At 64.7% G+C, this 21,740-nt stretch carries 23 protein-coding genes; 12 read left to right on the forward strand and 11 right to left on the reverse strand.

Going from position 1 to position 21,740, the window contains the following annotated elements:
* Positions 1-330: 330 nt before the first annotated feature.
* Positions 331-2,328, reverse strand: a complete 1,998-nt coding sequence (locus J5M73_RS29085; RefSeq protein WP_102864114.1) for a bifunctional diguanylate cyclase/phosphodiesterase — start codon at positions 2,326-2,328, stop codon at positions 331-333.
* Positions 2,329-2,540: 212 nt separating this feature from the next.
* On the opposite strand from J5M73_RS29085, the gene J5M73_RS29090 reads away from it, so the two are divergent.
* Both J5M73_RS29090 and cobF read left to right on the forward strand, forming a co-directional pair.
* On the forward strand, positions 2,541-3,104 hold the full coding sequence (locus tag J5M73_RS29090) for a histidine phosphatase family protein (protein ID WP_207167411.1): 564 nt from the start codon (positions 2,541-2,543) through the stop codon (positions 3,102-3,104).
* Between the two features lie 87 nt (positions 3,105-3,191).
* Positions 3,192-3,953: a precorrin-6A synthase (deacetylating) gene (gene cobF / locus J5M73_RS29095; RefSeq protein ID WP_115582075.1), complete on the forward strand. Its 762-nt coding sequence runs from the start codon at positions 3,192-3,194 to the stop codon at positions 3,951-3,953.
* A gap of 60 nt (positions 3,954-4,013) precedes the next feature.
* Here the strand turns inward: cobF and ftrA are convergent, their stop codons facing one another.
* Positions 4,014-4,982 (reverse strand): transcriptional regulator FtrA, encoded by a 969-nt coding sequence (ftrA, locus tag J5M73_RS29100; RefSeq protein ID WP_115582076.1) that lies wholly within the window; start codon positions 4,980-4,982, stop codon positions 4,014-4,016.
* Between the two features lie 103 nt (positions 4,983-5,085).
* Between ftrA and J5M73_RS29105 the strand changes: the two genes are divergently transcribed.
* From J5M73_RS29105 to J5M73_RS29120, 4 genes are all read left to right on the forward strand, one after another.
* A complete protein-coding gene (locus J5M73_RS29105; protein WP_102864118.1) occupies positions 5,086-5,520 on the forward strand; it encodes a rhodanese-like domain-containing protein in 435 nt (144 codons plus the stop codon).
* Positions 5,521-5,793: 273 nt separating this feature from the next.
* Positions 5,794-6,573: an ABC transporter substrate-binding protein gene (locus J5M73_RS29110; protein ID WP_102864119.1), complete on the forward strand. Its 780-nt coding sequence runs from the start codon at positions 5,794-5,796 to the stop codon at positions 6,571-6,573.
* Positions 6,574-6,687: 114 nt separating this feature from the next.
* Positions 6,688-7,800, forward strand: a complete 1,113-nt coding sequence (locus tag J5M73_RS29115; protein ID WP_102864120.1) for a M14 family metallopeptidase — start codon at positions 6,688-6,690, stop codon at positions 7,798-7,800.
* Between the two features lie 122 nt (positions 7,801-7,922).
* A complete protein-coding gene (locus J5M73_RS29120) occupies positions 7,923-8,321 on the forward strand; it encodes a hypothetical protein (protein ID WP_180988593.1) in 399 nt (132 codons plus the stop codon).
* Here the strand turns inward: J5M73_RS29120 and J5M73_RS29125 are convergent.
* The 4 genes from J5M73_RS29125 to J5M73_RS29140 form a co-directional block, all read right to left on the reverse strand.
* Entirely contained in the window at positions 8,315-8,893 is a 579-nt protein-coding gene (locus J5M73_RS29125; RefSeq protein WP_102864122.1) for a hypothetical protein, read from the reverse strand. The genes J5M73_RS29120 and J5M73_RS29125 overlap by 7 nt on opposite strands.
* 120 nt (positions 8,894-9,013) lie before the next feature.
* Complete coding sequence (locus J5M73_RS29130) at positions 9,014-9,928, reverse strand: DMT family transporter (protein ID WP_102864123.1); 915 nt, start codon at positions 9,926-9,928, stop codon at positions 9,014-9,016.
* A 100-nt stretch (positions 9,929-10,028) separates the two neighbouring features.
* Positions 10,029-10,805, reverse strand: a complete 777-nt coding sequence (locus tag J5M73_RS29135) for an AraC family transcriptional regulator (RefSeq protein WP_146036420.1) — start codon at positions 10,803-10,805, stop codon at positions 10,029-10,031.
* Positions 10,806-10,868: 63 nt separating this feature from the next.
* On the reverse strand, positions 10,869-11,651 hold the full coding sequence (locus tag J5M73_RS29140) for a hypothetical protein (protein WP_102864125.1): 783 nt from the start codon (positions 11,649-11,651) through the stop codon (positions 10,869-10,871).
* A gap of 439 nt (positions 11,652-12,090) precedes the next feature.
* Here J5M73_RS29140 and folE point away from each other — a divergent pair, with 439 nt between their 5' ends.
* The 3 genes from folE to J5M73_RS29155 are packed head-to-tail and all read left to right on the forward strand — an operon-like array spanning position 12,091 to position 13,731.
* Positions 12,091-12,651, forward strand: coding sequence for a GTP cyclohydrolase I FolE (folE, locus tag J5M73_RS29145; RefSeq protein WP_102864126.1), 561 nt, complete (start codon positions 12,091-12,093; stop codon positions 12,649-12,651).
* Entirely contained in the window at positions 12,652-13,179 is a 528-nt protein-coding gene (locus tag J5M73_RS29150; RefSeq protein WP_102864127.1) for a chalcone isomerase family protein, read from the forward strand.
* 24 nt (positions 13,180-13,203) lie between these two features.
* On the forward strand, positions 13,204-13,731 hold the full coding sequence (locus J5M73_RS29155; RefSeq protein WP_102864128.1) for a DUF3833 domain-containing protein: 528 nt from the start codon (positions 13,204-13,206) through the stop codon (positions 13,729-13,731).
* 22 nt (positions 13,732-13,753) lie between these two features.
* Here the strand turns inward: J5M73_RS29155 and J5M73_RS29160 are convergent, their stop codons facing one another.
* A complete protein-coding gene (locus J5M73_RS29160; RefSeq protein WP_102864129.1) occupies positions 13,754-14,215 on the reverse strand; it encodes a thiol-disulfide oxidoreductase DCC family protein in 462 nt (153 codons plus the stop codon).
* Positions 14,216-14,372: 157 nt separating this feature from the next.
* Here J5M73_RS29160 and J5M73_RS29165 point away from each other — a divergent pair, with 157 nt between their 5' ends.
* Positions 14,373-15,692: an Nramp family divalent metal transporter gene (locus J5M73_RS29165; protein WP_102864130.1), complete on the forward strand. Its 1,320-nt coding sequence runs from the start codon at positions 14,373-14,375 to the stop codon at positions 15,690-15,692.
* 80 nt (positions 15,693-15,772) lie between these two features.
* Here J5M73_RS29165 and J5M73_RS29170 read toward each other — a convergent pair whose 3' ends face one another.
* A complete protein-coding gene (locus J5M73_RS29170; protein ID WP_102864131.1) occupies positions 15,773-16,720 on the reverse strand; it encodes a LysR family transcriptional regulator in 948 nt (315 codons plus the stop codon).
* 114 nt (positions 16,721-16,834) lie between these two features.
* On the opposite strand from J5M73_RS29170, the gene J5M73_RS29175 reads away from it, so the two are divergent.
* A complete protein-coding gene (locus J5M73_RS29175) occupies positions 16,835-17,338 on the forward strand; it encodes a DMT family transporter (protein WP_102864132.1) in 504 nt (167 codons plus the stop codon).
* Positions 17,339-17,340: 2 nt separating this feature from the next.
* Positions 17,341-17,790, forward strand: coding sequence for a DMT family transporter (locus J5M73_RS29180; protein WP_115582086.1), 450 nt, complete (start codon positions 17,341-17,343; stop codon positions 17,788-17,790).
* A gap of 77 nt (positions 17,791-17,867) precedes the next feature.
* On the opposite strand, the gene glcF is transcribed toward J5M73_RS29180, so the two are convergent.
* The 3 genes from glcF to glcD are packed head-to-tail and all read right to left on the reverse strand — an operon-like array spanning position 17,868 to position 21,652.
* Positions 17,868-19,085, reverse strand: coding sequence for a glycolate oxidase subunit GlcF (gene glcF / locus J5M73_RS29185; protein WP_102864134.1), 1,218 nt, complete (start codon positions 19,083-19,085; stop codon positions 17,868-17,870).
* A gap of 3 nt (positions 19,086-19,088) precedes the next feature.
* Positions 19,089-20,153, reverse strand: coding sequence for a glycolate oxidase subunit GlcE (gene glcE / locus J5M73_RS29190; protein ID WP_207816789.1), 1,065 nt, complete (start codon positions 20,151-20,153; stop codon positions 19,089-19,091).
* Entirely contained in the window at positions 20,153-21,652 is a 1,500-nt protein-coding gene (glcD, locus tag J5M73_RS29195) for a glycolate oxidase subunit GlcD (RefSeq protein ID WP_207816790.1), read from the reverse strand. The genes glcE and glcD overlap by 1 nt, the downstream gene beginning before the upstream one ends.
* Between the last annotated feature and the right edge of the window lie 88 nt (positions 21,653-21,740).

Below are 21,740 nucleotides of genomic sequence, written 5' to 3' on the forward strand. Positions count from 1 at the left end.
GTGGGCCGCCGCCACCGGCCATCCATGGCCGGGTGGCGGCTAACCCGGCATCCCTGCCGGGTTACCCACGGCTCAATGCCTGCGTTCGGCCATCGTGGTTAACGGGGCGTTCAGATCAAGATCAAGAGCCAGACGGCGGCCTTGCGGCCGGCCTGAAGCTGGAGCGGTGTGTATTGCCCCCGTGTAGGAGCTGGCTTGCCAGCGAAGGCGTCCGCCCGGGCGCTGCAGGTCTTGCGGGCCTCTTCGCCGGCAAGCCGGATCTTGCCCTGACGGAATGGTTCAACAAGGTGGGCAATGAGGCGCTGGGCGAAAGGCGTTCGATCAAGGCGCTCAGGCTTTGCCCACGCTGCCCACTGGTTGATCGAGGGCCGCTTTCTTTGGCCCGTCGCTATCCAGTTCGATCAGTTCGGCCAGGGGGACTGCCGGGGAGAAGATGTAGCCCTGGGCGCAGCGGATGCCAATGCTCTGGAGAATGTCGATCTGCTCCTGGGTTTCAACCCCTTCGGCCGTCAGTGTCGCCTGGTACAGGCGCGCGCTTTCCTGGGCGATGGAGACCGCGGTGCGCATCCGTTCATAGTGCAGCAGGGAAATCATCGAGTGGTCGATCTTCACTTCGCTGAAAGGATACTTGGCCAGGATGCTCAGGGCCGAGTAGCCGGTGCCGAAATCGTCCAGGGACAATCCCACGCCGTGATCCTTGAGCAGAAGCATGTTGTGCGCCACTTGCTGGGTGTCTTGCAGCAGGGTGCTCTCGGTCAGTTCCAGGGTCAGGCGAGCGCCGGGAAGCCCGGCTTCCTTGAGGCGCTGGATCAGCAGGACGGCAAAGTTGGCATCGCTCAGGGTCGAGGACGAGACGTTCACCGCCAGCGGTCCTTGGAGTCCGGCATCGATGTAGTACCGGGCGTCGCGGATCACCGCTTCGATGGTCGCCCATTCGAAGGCTTGCTGCAGGTCGTGGTGGCGGATCACTTCCAGGATCAGCAAGGGGGAAATCGCCGCGCCCTGGTCGTCCTGGGCCCGCAGCAGGGCTTCGGCGCCGATGATCGTGCGTTGGCTCAGGCAGAACTTGGGCTGGTAATACAGCGGCGGGGTGTTCGATCGCACCCACTCCAGCAGTTGCTGGCGGATGCGTTCGTTGTTTTGCGCCTGTTCGATCAGCGACTGGTGCAGGTACCGCACCGGCTGTCTGTTGTCCTGCAGGGCCAGGCTGATGTTGCGCAAGGTGACGTTGGCGCTGTCTCCGGCGCAGGCATCGATCACGCAGAACTGCAGCTTGGGCGACAGGCTGCCGTCGCTGGGCAAACCGGCCTGCAAGGTCATCTGCAGGGTGGCGAGCAGCGCCGATTCTTCGACCTGCTGGATGGAGCGGTACGGCACCACCAGTGCCAGGCTCAGGTCCGAGAACATGAAGGCGCGGTGGGCGGCGCTGGCTTGCAGGGCATGGCTGGAGGCGCCGCTGCTGAATTCTTGCGCCAGGGAGATCAGCAACTGGTCGGTCCAGTCATGGCCGTGGATGGCGACCAGGTCCTTGAGGTTGCTGATTTTGATCACGATCAGGGTGTGGGGGATACGCCGCTCTTTGTTTTGCTCCAGCATCTGGTCGAGGTGGTCGCGCAGGGCACGGCGATTGGGCAGTTGGGTGGTCGGATCGGTCAGGGCCTGTTGCAGCAGGCTTTGCTGGGCCAACTGGTAGCGCGCTTCGCGGCGCAGCATGGCGAATATCAGGATGATCATGGGCAGGGAGAGCAGGGTCGAGCTCAGTCGCAAGGACAGCAGTTGCGCGGTGATGCTGGAGCTGACCGTGCCCATCCAGTCGATGATCTGCATCGGGACGATGGCCGCGCCGAGTCGCACCAGGATCACCAGCAGCATGTCCTTCAGGCTCAGGGCGCTCAGGTCGCGGGTTTCGAACCAGCGATGGAGCAGCATGCCCCCCAGGGCCACCAGGCTAAAACTGAACAGCGCCTCTTCGAACTGCGCGGCGCCGGCAATCCAGTAACGAGCCAGTGCCACCAGGACCAGGCAGGTCATGCCGCCCCACCAGCCTCCCAGCAAACCGGCGAGAAACAGCATGTCGTTGCTCAGGAAAATCTTCACCGGGGTCTGCATGAACCCGGAGGCGAGGGCGATCAAGGCGGCGTTGCTGGTGCCCAGGATCAAACCCAGCAGGATCTTTTTCGACTTGATCAGGCGCTGGGCGTCCTGACGCAGCATCAGCAGGATGCTGAAGATCCCTACCAGGGCAACGTATTGCAGCAGGACGATGGGTTGGAGCGAGGCGTTGAGCGCAAGGTCGAGAGACAGGAGCTCCCACATACCGCTGTGCATGGTGTCGAGGTACCTGATTCGAGTCGAAGTGTGGGAACTTCGCGGAGAATAAAGGCGTACTGTTTGGGTTGCCTATAAGCCATTTCTTGTTTGGTGATCAGGCTTTTCTTGAGTTTCTGAGGAATTTTCAACCTGTCCCCTGCTGGGAAATAGCCCCGTGGTCGTGCTAAAAACCGGCCTCAGCCCTGATGTTCCTTTGTCGAGATAACCCCTTGCCGGCCACCCGTTTGACGCTGATCTGCCACGCCCGTACCGCCGCTCAGAAGCTGGGGCGCTTTCCCCTGGACGAAGCCGTGGAGATGGATTGGCAGGCCCAGGCCCTGAGCCGGGCTGCGCAGTTCAGGCACCACCCGCAGGTGCTGTGCGGGCCGGAGCGGCGAACCTGTCAGACGGCGGCGCTGTTCAGCGCAGCGCCGCAAGTGCAGGAAGCCCTGCGTGACTATGGCTTCGGCGCCTGGCAGGGGATGGGGATCGGCGATCTGCAACGCCAGCAGCCGCAAGCCTTGCAGGCCTGGCTGGACGACCCTCACAGCGCCCCGCCGGGAGGCGAGTCGGTCGTCGGGTTGTGCCGGCGCGTGGCGCAGTGGCTGGAGCAGATGGCCCAGCGTCCGGGGCACTGGTTGGCAGTGACCCATCCCTTTGTCATGCGTGCGGTGCTGCTGCAGTTGCTGCAGGCGCCCCTGGGCAGTTTCAACCTGATGGATATCGAGCCCCTGTCGCGGATCGATCTCAGCCATGCCGGTCGCTGGCGCCTGCGCCTGGATGGCCGTGACTGAGAACTGTGCCCGGCGTTCGGGGCATTTCTCCGGGCGCCAAAGCCGCCCATACTTGCCCCCTGGCACAGCAGCGAGAACCGGATCCCCATGAAAACCCTCCTGATCATCGGCATCGGCGCCGGCAACCCCGATTTCATCACCATTCAGGCGATCAAGGCGCTGAACCGCAGTGACGTGGTGTTCCTGATGGACAAGGGGCCGAGCAAGGACTCGCTGATCGATCTGCGGCGCGAGCTGTGCCAGCGTTATCTCACCGAGCGTCCTTATCGCTTCGTCGAAGCCCAGACCCCGGAACGCCAGCGCGGCGATGTGGACTACCAGGCCAGCGTCCAGGCCCTGAACCAGGACAAGCAGCAGGTCTTCGAGCGGCTGATCAACGAGGAACTGGCAGAGGGCCAGACCGGTGCCTTCCTGGCCTGGGGCGACCCGTCGCTGTATGACAGCACCCTGCGCATCCTGCAGCAGATCCTGGCCAGTGGTGCGGCGCAGTTCGAGTATCAGGTGATCCCCGGCATTACCAGCGTCCAGGCCCTGGCGGCGCAACACAAGGTGGCGTTGAACCGTATTGGCCGTTCAGTGGAAATCACCACCGGGCGGCGTCTGGCGGCGGGACAGGTCGGTGATGCCGACAGCCGGGTGGTGATGCTCGATGCCGAGGACTCCTACCGCCAGCTGCGCAATCAGGACCTGGACATCTATTGGGGCGCCTACCTGGGCACGGCGGACGAAATCCTCATTGCCGGGCGCCTGGACGAGGTCGCCGACGACATCCAGCGGGTCCGTCGCCAAGCGCGCGAGGCGCATGGCTGGATCATGGATACCTACCTTCTGCGCAAACCGGAGCCTTAGACACTGGCCGGAATGGACGCCACCGGATAAGCGTGGTGTTCTTCGCCGGCAAGCCAGCTCCTACGAGGGGGATTTTTGGCCGAAGCGTTCGCGGTAGGCCGAGGGCGGCAGGCCCACCAGGCTGCGAAAGGCCACGCGAAAACTTTCCACCGAACGATAACCGCAATGCAGGGCGATGCTTTCCGTGGTCTGGCTGCCGCTTTCCAGCAGTTCCCGGGCCCGGGCCAGTCGCTCATGTTGCAGCCAGGCCTTGGGCGTGGCGCCGGTGGCGGCGCTGAAACGTCGCAGGAAGGTGCGTTCGCTCATCAGCGCTCGGGCCGCCAGGTCGCTCACCGTCAGCGGCTCATGCAGGCGCTCCCGAGCCCATTGCATGACCTGCGACAGGTCGCTGCGCGGGGTGCGGCTGACCGGAGCCGGAATGAACTGGGCCTGGCCGCCGGTCCGTTGGGGCGACATCACCAGGCGTCGGGCCACGCTGTTGGCCACCCGAGTGCCAAAGTCCCGGGCCACCAGGTGCAGGCAGGCATCGATCCCGGCGGCGCTGCCGGCAGACGTGATCAGTTGGCCGGCGTCCACGTAGAGCACATCCGGGTCCACCCAGATGTCCGGGAAGCGCTCGGCCAGCTCTTGGGTGTAGCGCCAGTGGGTGGTGGCGCCCAGGCCGTTGAGCAGGCCGCTGGCCGCCAGAGCGAACACCCCCGAGCAGATCGACAGCAGCCGCGCACCGCGGTGGTAGGCCCGGCGCAGGGCTTCCATCAGCTCGGGCGGCGGCGCCTGGTCGCGGCTGCGCCAGCCGGGAATGATGATGGTCCGGGCCTGCTCCAGCAGTTCCAGGCCGCCATCGGCCAGTATCCGGATACCGCCCGCGGCACGCATCGGCCCCGGGTCCACGGCGACGATGCAGTGCTCATACCAGGGAAAGTCGAACTCCGGCCGGGCCAGGCCGAAGATTTCCACGGCGATGCCGAATTCGAAGGTGCAAAGGCCGTCGTAAGCCAGGATCGCGACCAAGCCGGGAGGATTGTGCATTTGGCGGAAAGTTACCAGTGGGTGTCCGGAGCGCCACTTTAACGCGGTGGGGCAGGGCCGATAAAGTTCTTCCCACCTTAATCGCCACGTTCTGGAGACGCCCATGACCAGCCTGGTCCGCAGCATTGCCGCCGCCCCTTCGGCCATTGCCCTGATGCATTTCTGCAACCGCCTGACCTTTGAGACCGACTGCTCCGACGTCTACAGCAGCCAGGAGGCCGGTGAAGTGGATTTTGTCCTGGTGGATGTGCGGGGCCCCGAGGCCTTTGCCCGCGGCCATGTCCCCGGGGCGATCAACCTGCCCGGGCACTTGCTCACCGTCGAACAGCTGGCCGGTTATCCCCGCGACACCCTGTTCGTGGTGTATTGCGCCGGTCCTCATTGCAACGGTGCGAACAAGGCGGCGGTCAAGCTGGCGGCCCTGGAATACCCGGTCAAGGAGATGATCGGTGGGGTCACCGGCTGGCTCGATGAGGGCTTCGAGCTCAGCACCGGGCAACCGCGTAGCGAGGGGCCGGATCTGTCCTGCGCCTGCTGAGGGGCCACTGCGCTGGCGGCGGCCCCAGGCTGCGGCTAGCGCAGGATGTGTCGGTAAAAATGGTCCGTTCTGAGGCGAACGTCGGGTGGTTCAGGGTCAAATGCACCACGCCGGGGCGAGGGGGAGGGCGCAGAATCGCGGCAGCGTGTTTTTTATAAGTATTTGTCGCATAAACACAATTTGCTTCCCGGGAGCCGCTCTAGACTGCTGGCCACTTCGATTTGCCCATAATCGAAACCAGCCAATAAAAGTCTCCGCCTCCTGGAGTTATAAATGAATAAGTTTGCGCTGTTTGGTGCTTTGGCACTGTCGCTGTTTTCCCTGACCGCTTCGGCCGATGAGGCCAAGCCGATCCGTATCGGTATCGAAGCCGGCTACCCACCGTTCTCGATGAAGACGCCCGACGGCAAGCTCACCGGTTTCGACGTGGACCTGGGCGATGCCCTGTGTGAGCAGATGAAGGTCAAGTGCACCTGGGTCGAGCAGGAGTTCGACGGCCTGATCCCGGCGCTGAAGGTGAAGAAGATCGACGCCATCCTGTCGTCCATGACCATCACCGACGATCGCAAGAAGAACGTCGATTTCACCATCAAGTACTACCACACCCCGGCGCGCTTCGTGATGAAGGCCGGCACCACGGTCAAGGACCCGCTGACCGAGCTCAAGGGCAAGAAAGTCGGCGTACTGCGCGCCAGTACTCATGACCGTTTCGCCACTGAAGTGCTGGTGCCGGCCGGCATCGACCTGGTGCGCTACGGTTCCCAGCAGGAAGCCAACCTGGACATGGTGTCCGGTCGTGTCGACGCGCTGCTGGCGGACTCGGTCAACCTCGACGACGGTTTCCTGAAAACCGACGCCGGCAAGGGCTTTGCCTTCGTCGGTCCCGAGTACAACGATCCGAAGTACTTCGGTGGCGGTGCCGGCATTGCCGTGCGCAAGGGCGACAAGGAGCTGGCAGAGAAATTCAACACGGCCATCACCGAGATCCGCGCCAACGGCAAGTACAAGCAAGTGCAGGACAAGTACTTCGACTTTGATGTCTACGGCGAGTAAGCCGCAGGCTGCAAAGCTTGGGTAAAAAAGGTGGCGCCCGTGATCCGGTCGCCACCTTTTTTGTGCGCCGCTGTTTTATTCTGCGCCACGCCTTTTTTGATCCCTGGAGCCACTATGCAACGCATCGACCATTCCTTGCCCTGGGGCCACCTGGGCACTGCGCGCCAGCTCAGCGTGTTTCGCTTCGGCAGCGGTGGCCGCAAGGTGTACATCCAGGCCAGCCTGCACGCCGATGAGCTGCCGGGCATGCGCACCGCCTGGGAGCTGAAGCAGCGCCTGACGGAACTGGAGCGCCAGGGGCGTTTGCAGGCTGTGATCGAACTGGTGCCGGTGGCCAACCCCATCGGCCTCGACCAGCAGGTTCAGGGCAGTCACCTGGGGCGTTTCGAACTGGGCAGCGGCAAGAACTTCAACCGTGCCTTCGTCGAGCTCAGTGGTCCGGTGGGCGACTTGATCGGCAAGCAACTGGGCACTGATGCCGCCGTCAATATCGCCTTGATCCGCCGCACCATGGTCCAGGTGCTGGATGAGCTGCCGGCTCCAGACTCGCAGCTGCAAGCCCTGCACCGATTGCTGCTGCGCCATGCCTGCGACGCCGATATCACCCTCGACCTGCATTGCGATTTCGAAGCGGCGATCCACCTCTATGCCTTGCCCCAGCACTGGCCGCGGTGGCAGTCCCTGGCGGCGCGTCTGAAGGCTGGGGTGGCGTTGCTTTGCGAGGACTCCGGCGGCAGCTCTTTCGACGAATCCTGCTCCTCGCCCTGGCTGCGCCTGGCCCGGGACTTTCCCCAGGCGGCGATTCCCCCGGCCAACCTGGCCACCACCCTGGAGCTGGGCAGCATGGGCGACACCCGGGTCGAGCAGGCGCGAGCCAACTGCGAGGCCATCCTCGGCTTTCTGGCCGAGCAGGGCCTGATCAGTGGCCAGTGGCCCGCTGCACCGGATCACTGCTGTGAAGGCATGCCTTTCGAAGGCACCCAATACCTGTTCGCACCGCACCCCGGAGTGGTCAGTTTTCTGCGCGATGCCGGCGAGTGGGTGGAGCGCGGCGATGCCCTGTTCGAAGTGGTGGACCCCTTGAACGACAGGGTCAGCACCGTGCGTGCCGGCACCAGCGGCGTGCTCTTTGCCCTGGACCGCGGGCGCTACACCCAGCCGGGCATCTGGCTGGCCAAGGTGGCCGGCCGCGAGGCGATTCGCGCCGGCAAGCTGATCAACGACTGAACCGCCAGGGGCGACGCTGACGAGGCGCAGCAACTGGGTTGCCAGGGAACGCTCGGCTGCGTCGGCCCTCGATCCGCCATCGCGCCTTCGCCGGCAAGCCGGCTCATACAGTAGATGTGTCCATGTCCCGAGTGTCCGTGTCTATCCGCCTGCTGTTCACCCTGTGCCTGCTGGCAGCCAGCTTCAATCACCTGCGCGCCGCCCTGGACCATGGGTTGCTCTGGGACTATGGCTATGGCGTCGACACGCCCCTGGCCAGCCGGGCCTTCTGGGGCGCCCTGACCGTTTTTGATCCGCTGGCGGCGTTGCTGCTGTGGGTGCGCCCGCGCTGGGGGTTGGTGCTGACCCTGGCGATCATCGTGCTGGATGTCGTGCACAACAGTTTCTATGTGGCGGCCCACAGCCAGTGGCTGGAAACCTTCTACCTGTCTCAGGTGGGGTTTTTGCTGGCGGTGCTGGCGCTGCTGCCTTTGGCCTGGAGGGGGCTGGGCTCACCCCCTGAGTTGAAGCGGGTCTACTGACCGAGGATGTGCTTCATCAGCGCCGCATGGCCGGCCTTGTCGGCGGCCCGGGAAATCACCTGGATCACCGCCATGCGGGTGCCGGAGCCGGCGATCAGGGTCGAGTTCAGGGTCTGGCCGCCGCCCTGGGTCGCGGTGCTGTCGATCTGCCGCACACCGAGGCCCTTGAGGGTCATGCTCTTTTCACTCTGCTTGCTGAAGTCCGGCAGCGCTGCGGCCTGTTGCGACAGGAACCCGCTGACCGCGGCATCGAGAAAGGCGCTGTCGTTGTCCTTGACCTGAGCCGCATTGGGAATGCTGTTCTGCGCGGCGATCACCACGGTGCGGGTGGTGGCGTTGGAATACAGAGTGCCGCTGGCGCCCGCGGTGCCGTCGGCCTCGCTGCCGGCCGGCAGGGCCGAGGCACTGAAGCCCTTGGGCAGGGTGAAGGACAGCTTGCCGTCGAGCATCGAGACTTTTTCTCCCGGCGCCGCTTTGGCCGTGGACTTGTCGGCGGCAACCGCGTTCAGCGCACCGAAGCCCGCCACTGCGGCGAACACCAGGACCAGGGCTTTTCTAGCGAAGGATGACATGCACAATCTCCGGGCATGGGATCAGGGGTGCGCATCATCCCACGGTCGTTACGGCCTGCTCCAGCAAGTTTTATGCGCGCTAGTCGTTGTTCTTCAGATGGCCGTTGCTGATGCCGCGCATCATGTGCTGCCGATACGCCGGCTTGAGGTGGCAATCACTGCCCCGGCGATGATGAGGACCGCCGGTACCAGCAGGATCGGCTTGGCGTGGGTTTGACCGGCGACGATCAGTAACAGGGTGGAAAACAGCGGGGCGAGATAGGAAAGAGCGCCGAGACTCGCCAGGTTGCCGTGTTTGGTCGCGTGGTCCCATGCAAAGAACGCCAGGCCAACCGGGCCCAGCCCGAGGCCGATGATTGCCAGCCATTGCCCGTAGTCAGGCTGAACCATGGTTTCGAACGCCAGGTGACAAAGCGCTCCAGCTACCGCCACCAGGCCGCAGATTGCGCCGATGATGCTGCTGGGAACATTACTGAAGCGTCGATTGATCACCGAGTACCCCGACCAGACCAAGGCACAGAACAAGGCGGCCGCATAGCCGGCGATCGGCATGCTGGCCACGCCGGACTGTGAGCGTTGCTGCATGATGAACGCCGTGCCGGCGAGCCCCAGGAGCGCTCCCAGCAGTTGTCGTGGGCGCAGTTGCTGACCGCCCGTGGCACCGGCCAGCAAGACCATCAGCAGGGGCCAGAGGTAGGCAATCAGGCTGGCCTCGGCCGGGGGCGCGGCCTTGAGGGCAAAGAAGTACAGCGCGTGATAGGCAAAGATTCCCAGAAACCCCGTGGCCCAGACCTTCCACGGCTGGCGCCAGCCATGGAATCCGGCGGTGCCTCGCAGCCCGAGAATGAGCAGGCTGGCGAGAAATGCCACGCTAAAGCTCAATGCCAGCAGTTCAAAGGGCGGGATGCCTGACGTCAGGGTGGTGAGCAAGGCCAGGCAGGACCACAGAAAAACCGCAATGACCCCCATGGCGGTTGCCCAGGCGGCAGGCCTGTGGGGCCTGGCTGTTTCGGTCGAGGTTGCTGGCTGTGTCATGAGGCCCGCCTGATCCGCACTTCGAAATGCGGATGATAGAAAAGGCGATGGCCCGGGTATTGGCTTGGGCTGCCGCATACGTGTTCCAGGCTGCACCTTTTCAGGACGTGCTGGCGCTCTTTCGGACCGCTGCCGGTGTCAGGTTGCGGTTTTTTTTCAGCGCGTGATTCAAGGCGCTCTGGTCGGCGTAACCCACGCGCTGGGCAATGTCCGCGATCGACAGTCGAGTGTCGCGCAACAGGTCCATGGCCAGGTCCAGGCGCAGACGGGTGACATGGGCAAAAGGCGTGGTTTTCAGCTGCTGCTCGAACAGTGTGTACAAGCGTCGTTCGCTGGTGCCTGAAACTCGCGCTATTTGCGCGGCGGTCAGAGGCGTGTCCAGATTGTTTTCGATATGGGTCAGGGCCCTGGCCAGTGTAAGTGACCCGTGGTCAGGTGCACGGCCATAAGGCTGGACCAGGGACGAAATCAGCAAGTTGCTCCAGGACTGCGCCATCTCTGACGAACGGACCAGCAAGGGCTCGCTGTGCGTGGCGTAGTCAAGCAGGTGGCGAATCGGCGGCCTGACCGCGAAGAAGCGTGGCTGCTGAAGCCGCTTGATGCTTTCAGCTTCGCTCTGGTCGATGCCGGTCGAGGCGAGTGGCAGATCCAGCACCAGGAAGCGGTTGGTGGCGCTGGCACAAAAGGCATGCGCGGTGCCTGCCGGAATGATCACGCCCTGGCTCCAGTCGACTCGGCCACCACGCCCATCGATCTCTATGTCCATGGCGCCTGATTGCGGCAGCACGATCTGGTGATGGTCGTGGTCATGCCGCTCAACCTGCTCTGAATAGGTTCGTAGGGTCAATGCAACCTGGAGTGTGCCTGTGCGACTCATCACGTTCTTCCACCCGTTTGAAAATCCATCATGCAGGCGCGCCTGCTCCCGTGTATCGACGGTTCAAGGACGTTGCCCAGCGGCGGCGCCGATTGTGCTTCGCGCCAACAGGCGCTTGCTCAAACCCAGCACCAGCATTGACACCGCCACTGCCAATCCAAAGGCGAGCATTCCCAGTTTCGGCAGGGCCAGGGCCAGTACCAGGCAGAACGCCGCAAAGGAATACAGGCCGGTGCTCAGCGAGCGCAGCAGCACAGTGGTGAAGGCCACGCCGTGACTCTGGTGGGAGAACACCGCCAGCACGCTGCCGAGCACCGGAAAGACTGCGAGCATGCCGCTCCAGCGTTCGCCAACGGTGCTGGCCAGCAAGGTGACTGCCAGGGTCAGCAGGGCCCCGGCGAGCATGCGGTACACCAGCTTGTCCGACTGGGTGCCGGGCAGGGCGGGCACAGTCTTGACCCGGGGAAACACCCGGGGCGCCAGCAACAGGGCGCTGGCGGCACAGAAAATCGAGAACCCCAGGGAGGGCGGGACCTGGGCGATCACGCTGGCCAGCAGCACCCAGACCAGGGTGGCGATGCTCAGGGCTCCAGGCCAGGCCAGGGTCTGCGCGGCATGGGTGTAGGCAACGCTGAAAGCGATCATGGCGAACAATGCCGAGAGGGCAGCCACTGCGGCGTGGGTGGCGAACACCGGACCTTGCTCCAGGGCCAGAAACAGCAGGATCGGCCCCACCACCACGGGAAAACCCGCAAGCCAGCCGGCAACATTCGGCCCCCAGCGCTTGCTCGCCAGGGAAATCAACAGCAGGAATCCGGGAACTGTCAGCAGTTTCAACAGCAGCATGGGGGGGGGCTCGGTGGATGAACGGTGCGCCACCCTAGCATCCAACCCTGCATCTGACGCGTATCTGGCACGTGTATCTGGCAAAAAGCGAAGCACCGGAGAGAGCAGGCTGGTGCGGGTTTTTCTTGTACGAAACAATGAGGCTGAATCGGTTTTTGAGTTTTTTGTACAAGTATTTACGGTTTTTATCGGGTTTTAATCGATAAAAGTTGTACAAAAATGAAATTCTCGTATAGGTTTTTCAGTGTGAGATGAGGTGATCACTGGCCAGTTTTAGCTGTCCAGGCTGTCACTCTCCACACTTTGGGGTTCCCGAGGTCAAGCCCTGGTGGAATCAGGGCTGGGCCAGTTGTGTGGTTGGTCACCTCGGGGCCCTCTTTTTCCCCTTGGCGCGTGCAAGGATTTGCCCGCCTCATTCACTTTGCGGAACCTGTGCGCCATGTACGATCCTCTCTCCGAGCATTTCCACTGCATTCTTCAGGGGCTGGGTGAAGATCCATCCCGCGAGGGCCTGCGCGATACCCCGCAGCGAGCGTCAAAGGCCTTGCGTTATCTGTGTCACGGTTACGACACCAGCCTCGAAGAGTTGGTCAACGGCGCGTTGTTCAGTTCCACCAGCGACGAGATGGTGATGGTTCAGGACATCGAGCTGTATTCCCTGTGCGAGCACCATCTGCTGCCCTTCATCGGTCAGGCCCATGTGGCTTACATCCCCACCGGCAAGGTGCTGGGGCTGTCCAAGGTGGCGCGGATCGTCGACATGTATGCGCGACGCCTGCAGATCCAGGAAAACCTGACCCGGCAGATTGCCGAGGCGGTCCAGGAAGTGACCGGGGCGGCCGGGGTGGCGGTGGTCATCCAGGCGCGGCACATGTGCATGATGATGCGCGGGGTCGAGAAGCAGAACTCGCTGATGAACACCTCAGTGATGCTCGGGGCCTTTCGCGACTGCGCCAGTACCCGCCAGGAATTTCTCCAGCTGTTGCCCAGGCGGTCTTGAATGAACAGCATCCGGCGAGTGCTCGCGGCGCGGTTGTTGTGGCTGCTGGTGTTGTTCAGCGCCACCGCCAGTGCCGGCTGGCAAGAGTCGCTGCCCAATGCACGGCTGCTGGGCAGCGGTGAGTTCAGCTGGTTCGGCTTCAAGGTTTACAACGCCCGGCTCTGGGGCACGGCCTTGCCGTTGACGGCCGACAGCCCCTTTGCCCTGGAGCTGACTTATCGGCGCACGATCCGTCGTGACGAGCTGGTGCAGACCAGCCTGGATGAGATCCAGCGTTTGTCCGGCACTGCAGTCAGCCCGGAGCAACTCAAGGATTGGCAGGCGCAGATGCAGCGCGCCTTCGTCGATGTCGAACCGGGCCAGCGCATCACCGGGGTGTTCCTGCCCGGTCGCGGGGTGCAGTTCTTTGTCGAGCAGCGCTTGCAGCACGTGGTCGACGACGAGGCCTTCGCCCGAGCGTTCTTTGCCATCTGGCTCGACCCGCGCACCCGCAATCCGCAGTTGCGCGCACAACTGCTGGGCCGATAGCGGGCGCAGCACAGGAGATGTTCCATGTTCAAGAAATACTTGCTGGTGCTGTGCCTTGGCCTGGTTGCTTGCAGCGACACCGACGTCAAACAGTACCGTGACCAGAAGCCCGAGCTGGAACTGCGGCAGTTCTTCAGTGGCCGGGTCGAGGCCTGGGGCCTGTTCCAGAAGCGCTCCGGTGAGGTGATCAAGCGCTTCCATGTGCAGATCAACAGCCGCAGCGAAGGCGAGAAGTTCATCATGCATGAGGACTTTACCTACAGCGATGGCACCCGCCAGACCCGGATCTGGACCCTGGTCCCGACGGGGCCCGGTCTGTGGCGCGGGACCGCCGACGACGTGGTCGGCGAGGCCCGGGGCGAAGTCTCCGGCAATGCCCTGCGCTGGCGTTACGTGCTCAACCTGCCGGTGGACGGCACCACCTATCAGGTGCATTTCGATGACTGGATGTACCTGTTGGACGAAAACACCCTGGCCAATCGTTCCTACATGACCAAGTTCGGTTTCGAGCTGGGGCAGGTGACCCTGTTCTTCCGCCGTCAGCCCGGCTGAGGCGCGCTGGCCGGCTCCGGACTCAGGACGGGTCGTCGAGAAAGCGCCCGTGATGGTCGGGGCTGGGCAGCAGGCAGACGTCATGCCGGCCGAACCAGCGGTAGCGGTTGCCGGCGATACGGTCGTAGCCCCAGTCCCGCAGCGGCCGGGGAATCCAGCGCAACAGGCGCAGCCAGCACCAGGGGGCAGGCAGTTGCGCCATCAGGCGGATAAAGGCCTCGGAGCGTTGCGACAGCCCCTGGTCCTCGATCAGCAGCACGCTGTCGAACTGCTCGGTGGGCTGGCCGAACCATTTCAGCAGCGCCTGGCCCTGGGGTGATTGCATCGATGCCAGTTTGATACGCCGCTGGCGGTCGTGGCGGATGACGAAACGCACCGAGGCATTGCACAGCTTGCAGACCCCATCGAACAGCAGCACCCGGTCGCCGGGTTGCAGGAAGGGGGGCTGGGTGTCGGGTTCGGGGGGTGTCGCAGCGCTGTTCACGGGGCCACCTTGGGCGGGAAATCGATACCTGCAGCAGGCGTCGCAAGGGTCTGGAGTGGCAGCAGCATACTCGCCTTCAGGGTGAAAAATCAGGCTTGGGTGGCTGTGCTGAAACCTCTAAGCTGAGCCCTTGCGTCAATTCGTCGTGGAAATCCCCGTGAAATTCAGCCTACCGAAAGTTGCCACCGCCCCCTTTTGTCCGCCGGAGGTGGCGGGCTCCGTGTCCGTCGATCCCAGCGCTTCGCTGTTCAAGCGCCTGCTGCGTTTTGCCGGCCCCGGGTTGCTGATTTCCATCGGCTACATGGACCCGGGCAACTGGGCCACCGCCATCGAGGCGGGGTCGCGCTATGGCTACAACCTGCTGTTCGTGGTGTTGCTGGCAAGCCTGGCGGGGATGGCGGTGCAATGCCTGTGCTCACGCCTGGGTATCGCCACCGGGCGCGACCTGGCGCAACTGTGCCGGGAGCGCTACAGCCGCCGTTCGGCCCGGGCCCAGTGGCTGGCGGCCGAGGTGTCGATCATCGCCACCGACCTGGCCGAAGTGCTGGGATGTGCCCTGGCGTTCCACCTGCTGCTGGGGGTGTCCCTGAGCACCGGGATTGTCATCACCGCCTTCGACACCTTGCTGGTGCTGGCCTTGCAGAACCGCGGCTTTCGCCGGCTGGAAGCGATCATGCTGGCGCTGGTGGCGACCATCGGCGTGTGTTTCTTCATTGAACTGCTGCTGATCAAACCCTATTGGCCGGACGTGGCCCGGGGCTTCACCCCGTCGCTCTCGGCCATCAGCGACGCCGCACCGCTGTACCTGGCGATTGGCATCCTCGGCGCCACGGTGATGCCCCACAACCTCTACCTGCACACCTCGGTGGTGCAGACCCGCTTGATCGGCCAGGACCGGGCCAGTCGTGCCGACGCCATCAAGCTGGCGCGCATCGACACCATCGGCTCCCTGGCCCTGGCACTGCTGGTGAACGCGGCGATCCTGATCCTCGCCGCCGCGGCCTTCCACAACACCGGCCACAGCGACGTGGTGGAGATCCAGGATGCCTACCATCTGCTCGACCCACTGGTGGGCGGAGCCCTGGCCAGCGTGCTGTTCGGCGTGGCGCTGCTGGCCTCGGGGCAGAGCTCGACCTTCACCGGGACCATTGCCGGGCAGGTGATCATGGAGGGCTACCTGAACCTGCGGATTCCCTGCTGGCAACGGCGCCTGATCACCCGCGGGCTGGCGCTGATCCCGGCGTTCATTGGCGTCTGGCTGCTGGGGGATGGCGCAGTGGGCCAACTGCTGGTGTTGAGCCAGGTGGTGCTGAGCCTGCAACTGCCGTTTGCTCTGTACCCGCTGATCCGCATGACCAACGACCGGCGCCTGATGGGCGAATTCGTCAACCGTTGGCCGACGCGGATCCTCGCCTGGAGCCTGTTTGCTGTCATCAGCGCAGCCAACGCCTGGCTGATTGCTCAACTCTTCCTGTAGGAGCCGGCTGGCCGGCGAAGGGGGCGCTGAGTCTTGTGCAGGGCTTGCCGGCGCTTTCGCTGGCAAGCCAGCTCCTAGGGTTACGGGGCGGGGGCGCGGCGATCCCAATAGGGCTCCGGGCCGAATTTCTCGACGAAGAAGTCGATCACCGTGCGCACTTTCAGTGAGAGGCGCCGGCTGCCGGGCCAAAGGGCGGCAATCTGCTGCGGCTCGAGGCTGGTGGCCACGTCGAAGTCTTCGAACAAGGCCACCAGGCGGCCTTGATGCAGGGCCTCGCCAATCAGCCAGGAAGGAAACATCACCAGCCCCAGGCCCTGTTCGGCGGCCTGGGTCAGGGTGTCGGCGTGGTTGCCGGTCAGGGGGCCCTTGACGCTGTAGGGCGTCCAGTCTTCCCGGCCCCGGCGAAAGAACCAGCGCTGCTGGCCGGTTTCGCCCTTGTAGGCGAGGCACTGGTGCTGCTGCAACTGCTGCGGGTGCTGTGGCGTGCCATGGCGTTCCAGATAGGCGGGGCTGGCCGCCACCCGGTAGCGCTGCGGGGCCAGCAGGCGTGCCTGCATCGAGGAATCTTCCAGGGTGCCGATGCGAAACAGCAGGTCGGTGCCGTCCTGCAAAGGATCGATGTAGTTGTCGGTCTGCTGGATGTCCAGTTGCAGTTTGGGGTGGCGGCCCAGTAGCTCGCCCAGCCAGGGCGCCAGGTGTCGCTGGCCAAACACCACTGGGGCATTGATCCGCACCAGCCCGGCCGGTTCGTCCTGCTGTTCCTGCAGCGCCTGTTCGGCTTCTTCCCATTGCGCCAGCACCCGCCGCGCATGGTGGCCCAGCAAGCGCCCGGCCTCGGTGGGGCTGACGGCGCGGGTGTGGCGATAAAGCAACTGCTGGCCCAGGGCCTGTTCCATGAGCTGGATCTGCCGCGAGATGGACGAAGGCGCCAGCCCCTCGCGGCGTGCCACGGCGGAAAAACTGCCCTGGTCGAGCACCGCGATGAACAGGCGCAGGGCCTTGAAGCCCAGGTCGTTGAAGCCTTGCATAGGAAATCCTTGCTGTGCGTTTTACGCAAAGGTGTTGTCGGCATGCTCCCATTTATCGCAAAGAAGGCGCAATCGATAATGCCCGCCATTCCTTGATCCCCAAGCAGGTGTTGCATGTCCTCCAATGTGTTAGATCCAGTGCTGCCGACTCCGGCGGCCCAGGTTGAACCCCGCGCTGGCTGGCAGCGCTTGATGTTGTTGCCCCTGGTGATTCTGGCGGGCATGGGCCTGTCGGTGGAGGCCGGCTTGCTCGGCCCGCTGGGCGCCCAGGTCGGGCATTTGTGGGCGACCTTGAGCATCTTCGGCGTGGGCACGGCATTGCTGTTTCTGCTGCTGTTGTTCAGCGGTCCGCAGCCGGGGCCGGCCTTCAGCCAACTGCCGCGCTGGCAATTGCTCGGCGGGGTGCTGGGACCGATCTACGTGGTGGTGCTGACCCTGGCCACGCCCCATATCGGCATTGCCATGACCATGATCGCGATCCTCTCCGGGCAGGTGGGCAAGAGCGTGCTGATCGACCATTTCGGCTGGTTCGGCAGCGCCCGCAAGCCGGTCAATGGCGAACGCTGGCTGGCCCTGGTGCTGATTGTCGTGGCCCTGATCCTGATCGCCCGAGGTTGAACATGAACCTGATTCTTTTGCTGGTCCTGGTGGTGGCTGCGGGTGCGGTGCTCAGTGTGCAAGCGGCGATCAATGGCCGCCTGGGTGAAAGCGTGGGGGTGTTGCGCAGCAGCCTGCTGACCTTTGCCGTGGGTGCCCTGATCACCGGGCTGCTGATTGTGTTTTTCCAGCCCCCTCAGGCCATGAGCCTGTTGCAGGCGCCGAAATGGCAACTCACTGGCGCGCTGTTTGGCGTGGTCTACATGCTGGTGATGGTCGGCGCGGTGCCTCGGGTCGGCACCGCGGTGGCCACGGTGGCGGTGATCCTCGGACAACTGGCCATGGGCATGCTGATCGACAACTTCGGCTGGTTTGGCAACCCGGCCATCGAGCTGTCGTCCAACCGCCTGCTGGCGCTGCTGTGCCTGGCCCTGGCGCTGTTGTTCATGTACCGCAGCAAGGCACGGCCCTGAGCTGCAAGTGGCAGGCCGCAGGCCACACGCCACAAGTTTCCAGCTTCCAGCTTCCAGCTCGGAGCTTGGCGCTTAGCTCAGCTCAGCGCGTCTTCCAGCACCTCGATCCAGTGGCGGACCGGGGTGCGGCCGGCGCCATCGAGGTGGGTCTGGCAGCCGATGTTGGCGGTGACGATCAACTCCGGCTGGCCGCTTTCCAGGGCCCGCAGCTTGTCGTCCCGCAGTTGCCGTGCCAGCGCCGGCTGGGTCAGCGAATAGGTGCCCGCCGAGCCGCAGCACAGGTGGCTGTCGGGCACCGCAGTGAGGTTGAAGCCCAGGCGCTGCAGCAGGCTTTCCACGGCGCCGCCGAGCTTTTGCGCGTGCTGCAGGGTACAGGGGCAGTGGAAGGCCAGACGCTGTTCGCTGTGGGCGCCGAGCTGCTCCAGAGGTTCGGCGCGCAACACTTCCACCAGGTCCCGGGCCAGGGTGCTGACCTGCCGGGCCTTGTCACGGTAGGCCGGGTCATGGGCCAGCAGGTGCTGGTAATCCTTGATGAAGGCGCCGCAGCCGCTGGCGGTCTGGATGATCGCTTCGGCGCCCTGTTGCAGGTGCGGCCACCAGGCGTCGATGTTGCGTCGGGCGCGCTGCAGGCCGGCTTCCTGGGCGTCCAGGTGATAGTCCACGGCGCCGCAGCAGCCGGCCTCGGCGACCGGCTGCACGCTGATGCCCAGGCGATCGAGGACTCGCGCCGCCGCGGCATTGGTATTGGGCGACAGCCCCGGTTGCACGCAGCCTTCGAGCAACAGCACGCGCCGTGCATGGCGCAGGGGCGGACGCGGCTTGGCGCTGGGCAACTGGCGCGGCAGCTTGTCCTGCAGCGCCTGGGGCAGCAGCGGACGCAGGCGGCTGCCGCCCTGGATCAGGGCCTTGAACAGCTGCGGGTTGGCACTCAGCGCTCGCAGCCCGCGGCGTAGCAGTTGCTGGCCGGCGGGCCGGGGCAGGGCGGCATCCACCACGGCGCGGCCGATGTCCAGCAGGTGGTGATAATCGACTCCGGACGGGCAGGTGGTTTCGCAGTTGCGGCACGTCAGGCAGCGGTCCAGGTGTTGCTGGACCTGTGCGGTGGCGGTGGCGCCTTCGAGCACCTGCTTGATCAGGTAGATGCGCCCGCGGGGGCCATCCAGTTCGTCGCCCAGCAACTGGTAGGTAGGGCAGGTGGCGTTGCAGAAACCGCAGTGCACGCAGCTGCGCAGGATGCGCTCGGCTTCGGCGGCCCGGGGCAGTTGCCGGGCCTCGGGGCTGAGGGTGGTCTGCATGGTCTAGAGCTCCGCGTAGAGTCGGCCGGGGTTGAAGATCCCTTGCGGGTCCAGCTGCGCCTTGAGCCGCTGGTGGTAATGCAGCAGGGTCGGCGCCAGGGGCTGGAACGGGCTGTCTTGCAGGCCGTGGCTGTAGCAGCTGGCGTGGCCGCCAACGGCGCTGACGGCGGCGCGGATCTCGCTGGCTGGTGCAGCGGTTTTCAGCCAGCGCTGGGCGCCGCCCCAGTCCAGCAGTTGTTCGCCGGGCAGTGCCAGCAGCGGCGTGTTGTGTGGCAGTGACAGGCGCCACAGCGGCAGGCCGGGGTTGAAGAAGTCCAGCTGCTGTTCATTGAGCTGGCTCCAGTAGCCCGAATCCAGAGGCTCGCCGCCCAGGCGCTCATGGGCCGCCGCCACCGAGCCTTCGCCGCCTTCCAGGCGCAGGTGCAGGCGCTCGCCGTCGTGGCAGGCGGCGCTGATCGGCAAGGGCTGTTGGCCCCATTCGGCCAATTGCGCGAGGGCGCGCTGACGGTCCATTTCCAGGCTCAGGCTCAGGCATTGCCGGGGCTTGGGCAGGACCTTCAGCGAGACTTCGGTGATCAGCCCCAGGCAGCCGTAGCTGCCGGCCATCAGCCGCGACAGGTCGTAACCGGCGACGTTTTTCATCACTTCGCCACCAAAGCGCAGGTGCTGGCCGCTGCCGCTGATGATCCGGGTGCCGAGGACGAAATCCCGTACCGCGCCGGCCCAGGGTCGACGCGGTCCGGACAGGCCGCTGGCGAGCATGCCGCCCAGGGTGGCCCCAGCGCCGAACGATGGCGGCTCGCAGGGCAGCATCTGCCCGGCGGCCTCCAGGGTGGCGTGCAACTCACTGAGCGGGGTGCCGGCCCGGGCGCTGATCACCAGCTCCGTGGGGTCGTAGCTGACGATGCCGCGATGGCTGCGGGTATCGAGGATTTCCCCAGCGTACTCGCGGCCGAGAAAGGCTTTGCTGTTGGAGCCCTGGATACGCAACGGGGTGCTGTCCTGCAAGGCGTTGCGGACCTGTTCCAGCAGCGCGGCGCTGGCATCGCCGTCGGGAGGCGCCGTCATCAGAAGCGCTCCAGTTCGGGGAAGGGCAGTTGCCCATGATGGATATGCATGGCGCCGAATTCAGCGCAGCGTTGCAGGGTCGGGATGTTCTTGCCGGGGTTGAGCAGGCCGCCGGGATCGAAGGCGGCCTTGACCCCATGGAACAGCGCCAGCTCGTGGGCGTTGAACTGGGCGCACATCTGGTTGATTTTCTCCCGGCCCACGCCGTGTTCGCCGGTGATACTGCCGCCCACCGCCACGCACAGTTCGAGGATCTTGCCGCCCAGGGCCTCGGCCCGCTGCAGCTCGCCCGGCCGGTTGGCATCGAACAGGATCAGCGGGTGCATGTTGCCGTCCCCGGCATGGAACACGTTGGCCACCCGCAGTTGATGCTCGGCGGCGAGACGAGCAATGCCCCGTAACACCCCCGGTAGCTGGCGCCGGGGAATGGTGCCGTCCATGCAGTAGTAGTCCGGGGACAAACGGCCCACCGCTGGAAAGGCGTTCTTGCGCCCGGCCCAGAAGCGCACGCGCTCGGCTTCGTCCCGGGCCAGTCGCACCTCCCTGGCGCCGGCGCGTTCCAGCACCTGGCGCACCCGCTCGCAGTCGTCATGCACATCAGCCTCAACCCCGTCCAGTTCGCACAGCAGGATGGCTTCGGCGTCCACCGGGTAGCCGGCGTGGATGAAGTCCTCGGCGGCGCGGATCGCCAGGTTGTCCATCATCTCCAGGCCGCCGGGGATGATCCCCGCGGCAATGATCTCGGCCACGGCGCGGCCGGCGGCTTCCACCGAATCGAAGGCCGCCAGCAGCACCTTGGCGATCGGCGGCTTGGGCAGCAGCTTGACCGTGACCTCGGTGATTACCCCCAACAGGCCCTCGGAGCCGGTGACCAGCGCCAGCAGGTCGAACCCCGGCGCGTCCAGGGCGTCGCTGCCCAGGGTCATGGCTTGGCCGTCGACGCTGAGCATCTCCACCTGCAGCAGGTTGTGCACGGTCAGGCCGTATTTCAGGCAATGCACGCCCCCGGCGTTTTCCGCGACGTTGCCGCCGATGGAGCAAGCGATCTGTGATGAAGGATCGGGGGCGTAGTACAGGCCAAAAGGCGCCGCCGCCTGGGAAATCGCCAGGTTGCGCACCCCCGGCTGGAGCCTTGCGCAGCGGGCGGCCGGGTCGATCTGCAGGATGTCCTTGAAGCGCGCCATCACCAGCAGCAGGCCTTTTTCCAGGGGCAGGGCGCCTCCGGACAAACCCGTACCGGCCCCTCGGGGGACCACTGGCACCCGGTGCTCATGGCAGATCTGCAGCAAGCGCTGGACCTCGTGCAGATGCCGCGGCAGGGCCACCAGCATCGGTGTGGTGCGATAGGCACTGAGGCCGTCGCATTCGTAGGGCTTGAGCTGCGGCTCCTGGTCCAGCAGTTCCAGGTCCGGCAATTGGCTGCGCAAGGCCCGGATCAGGGCCTGTTGGTCGACGTCGGGCAGGGCGCCGTCGAGGGTTTCGTCATAGAGAATCGTCATGGGCGGCGAATGACCTTGGGTTGTTCTTGTCAGGTCGAGACAGCATGACCACGGCCTGCATCATTGGCTGGCCGGGCCGGGGTGGCCA

The sequence above is a fragment of the Pseudomonas sp. 50_B genome (assembly GCF_017491625.1).
Classification (GTDB): Bacteria; Pseudomonadota; Gammaproteobacteria; order Pseudomonadales; family Pseudomonadaceae; genus Aquipseudomonas; species Aquipseudomonas danubii.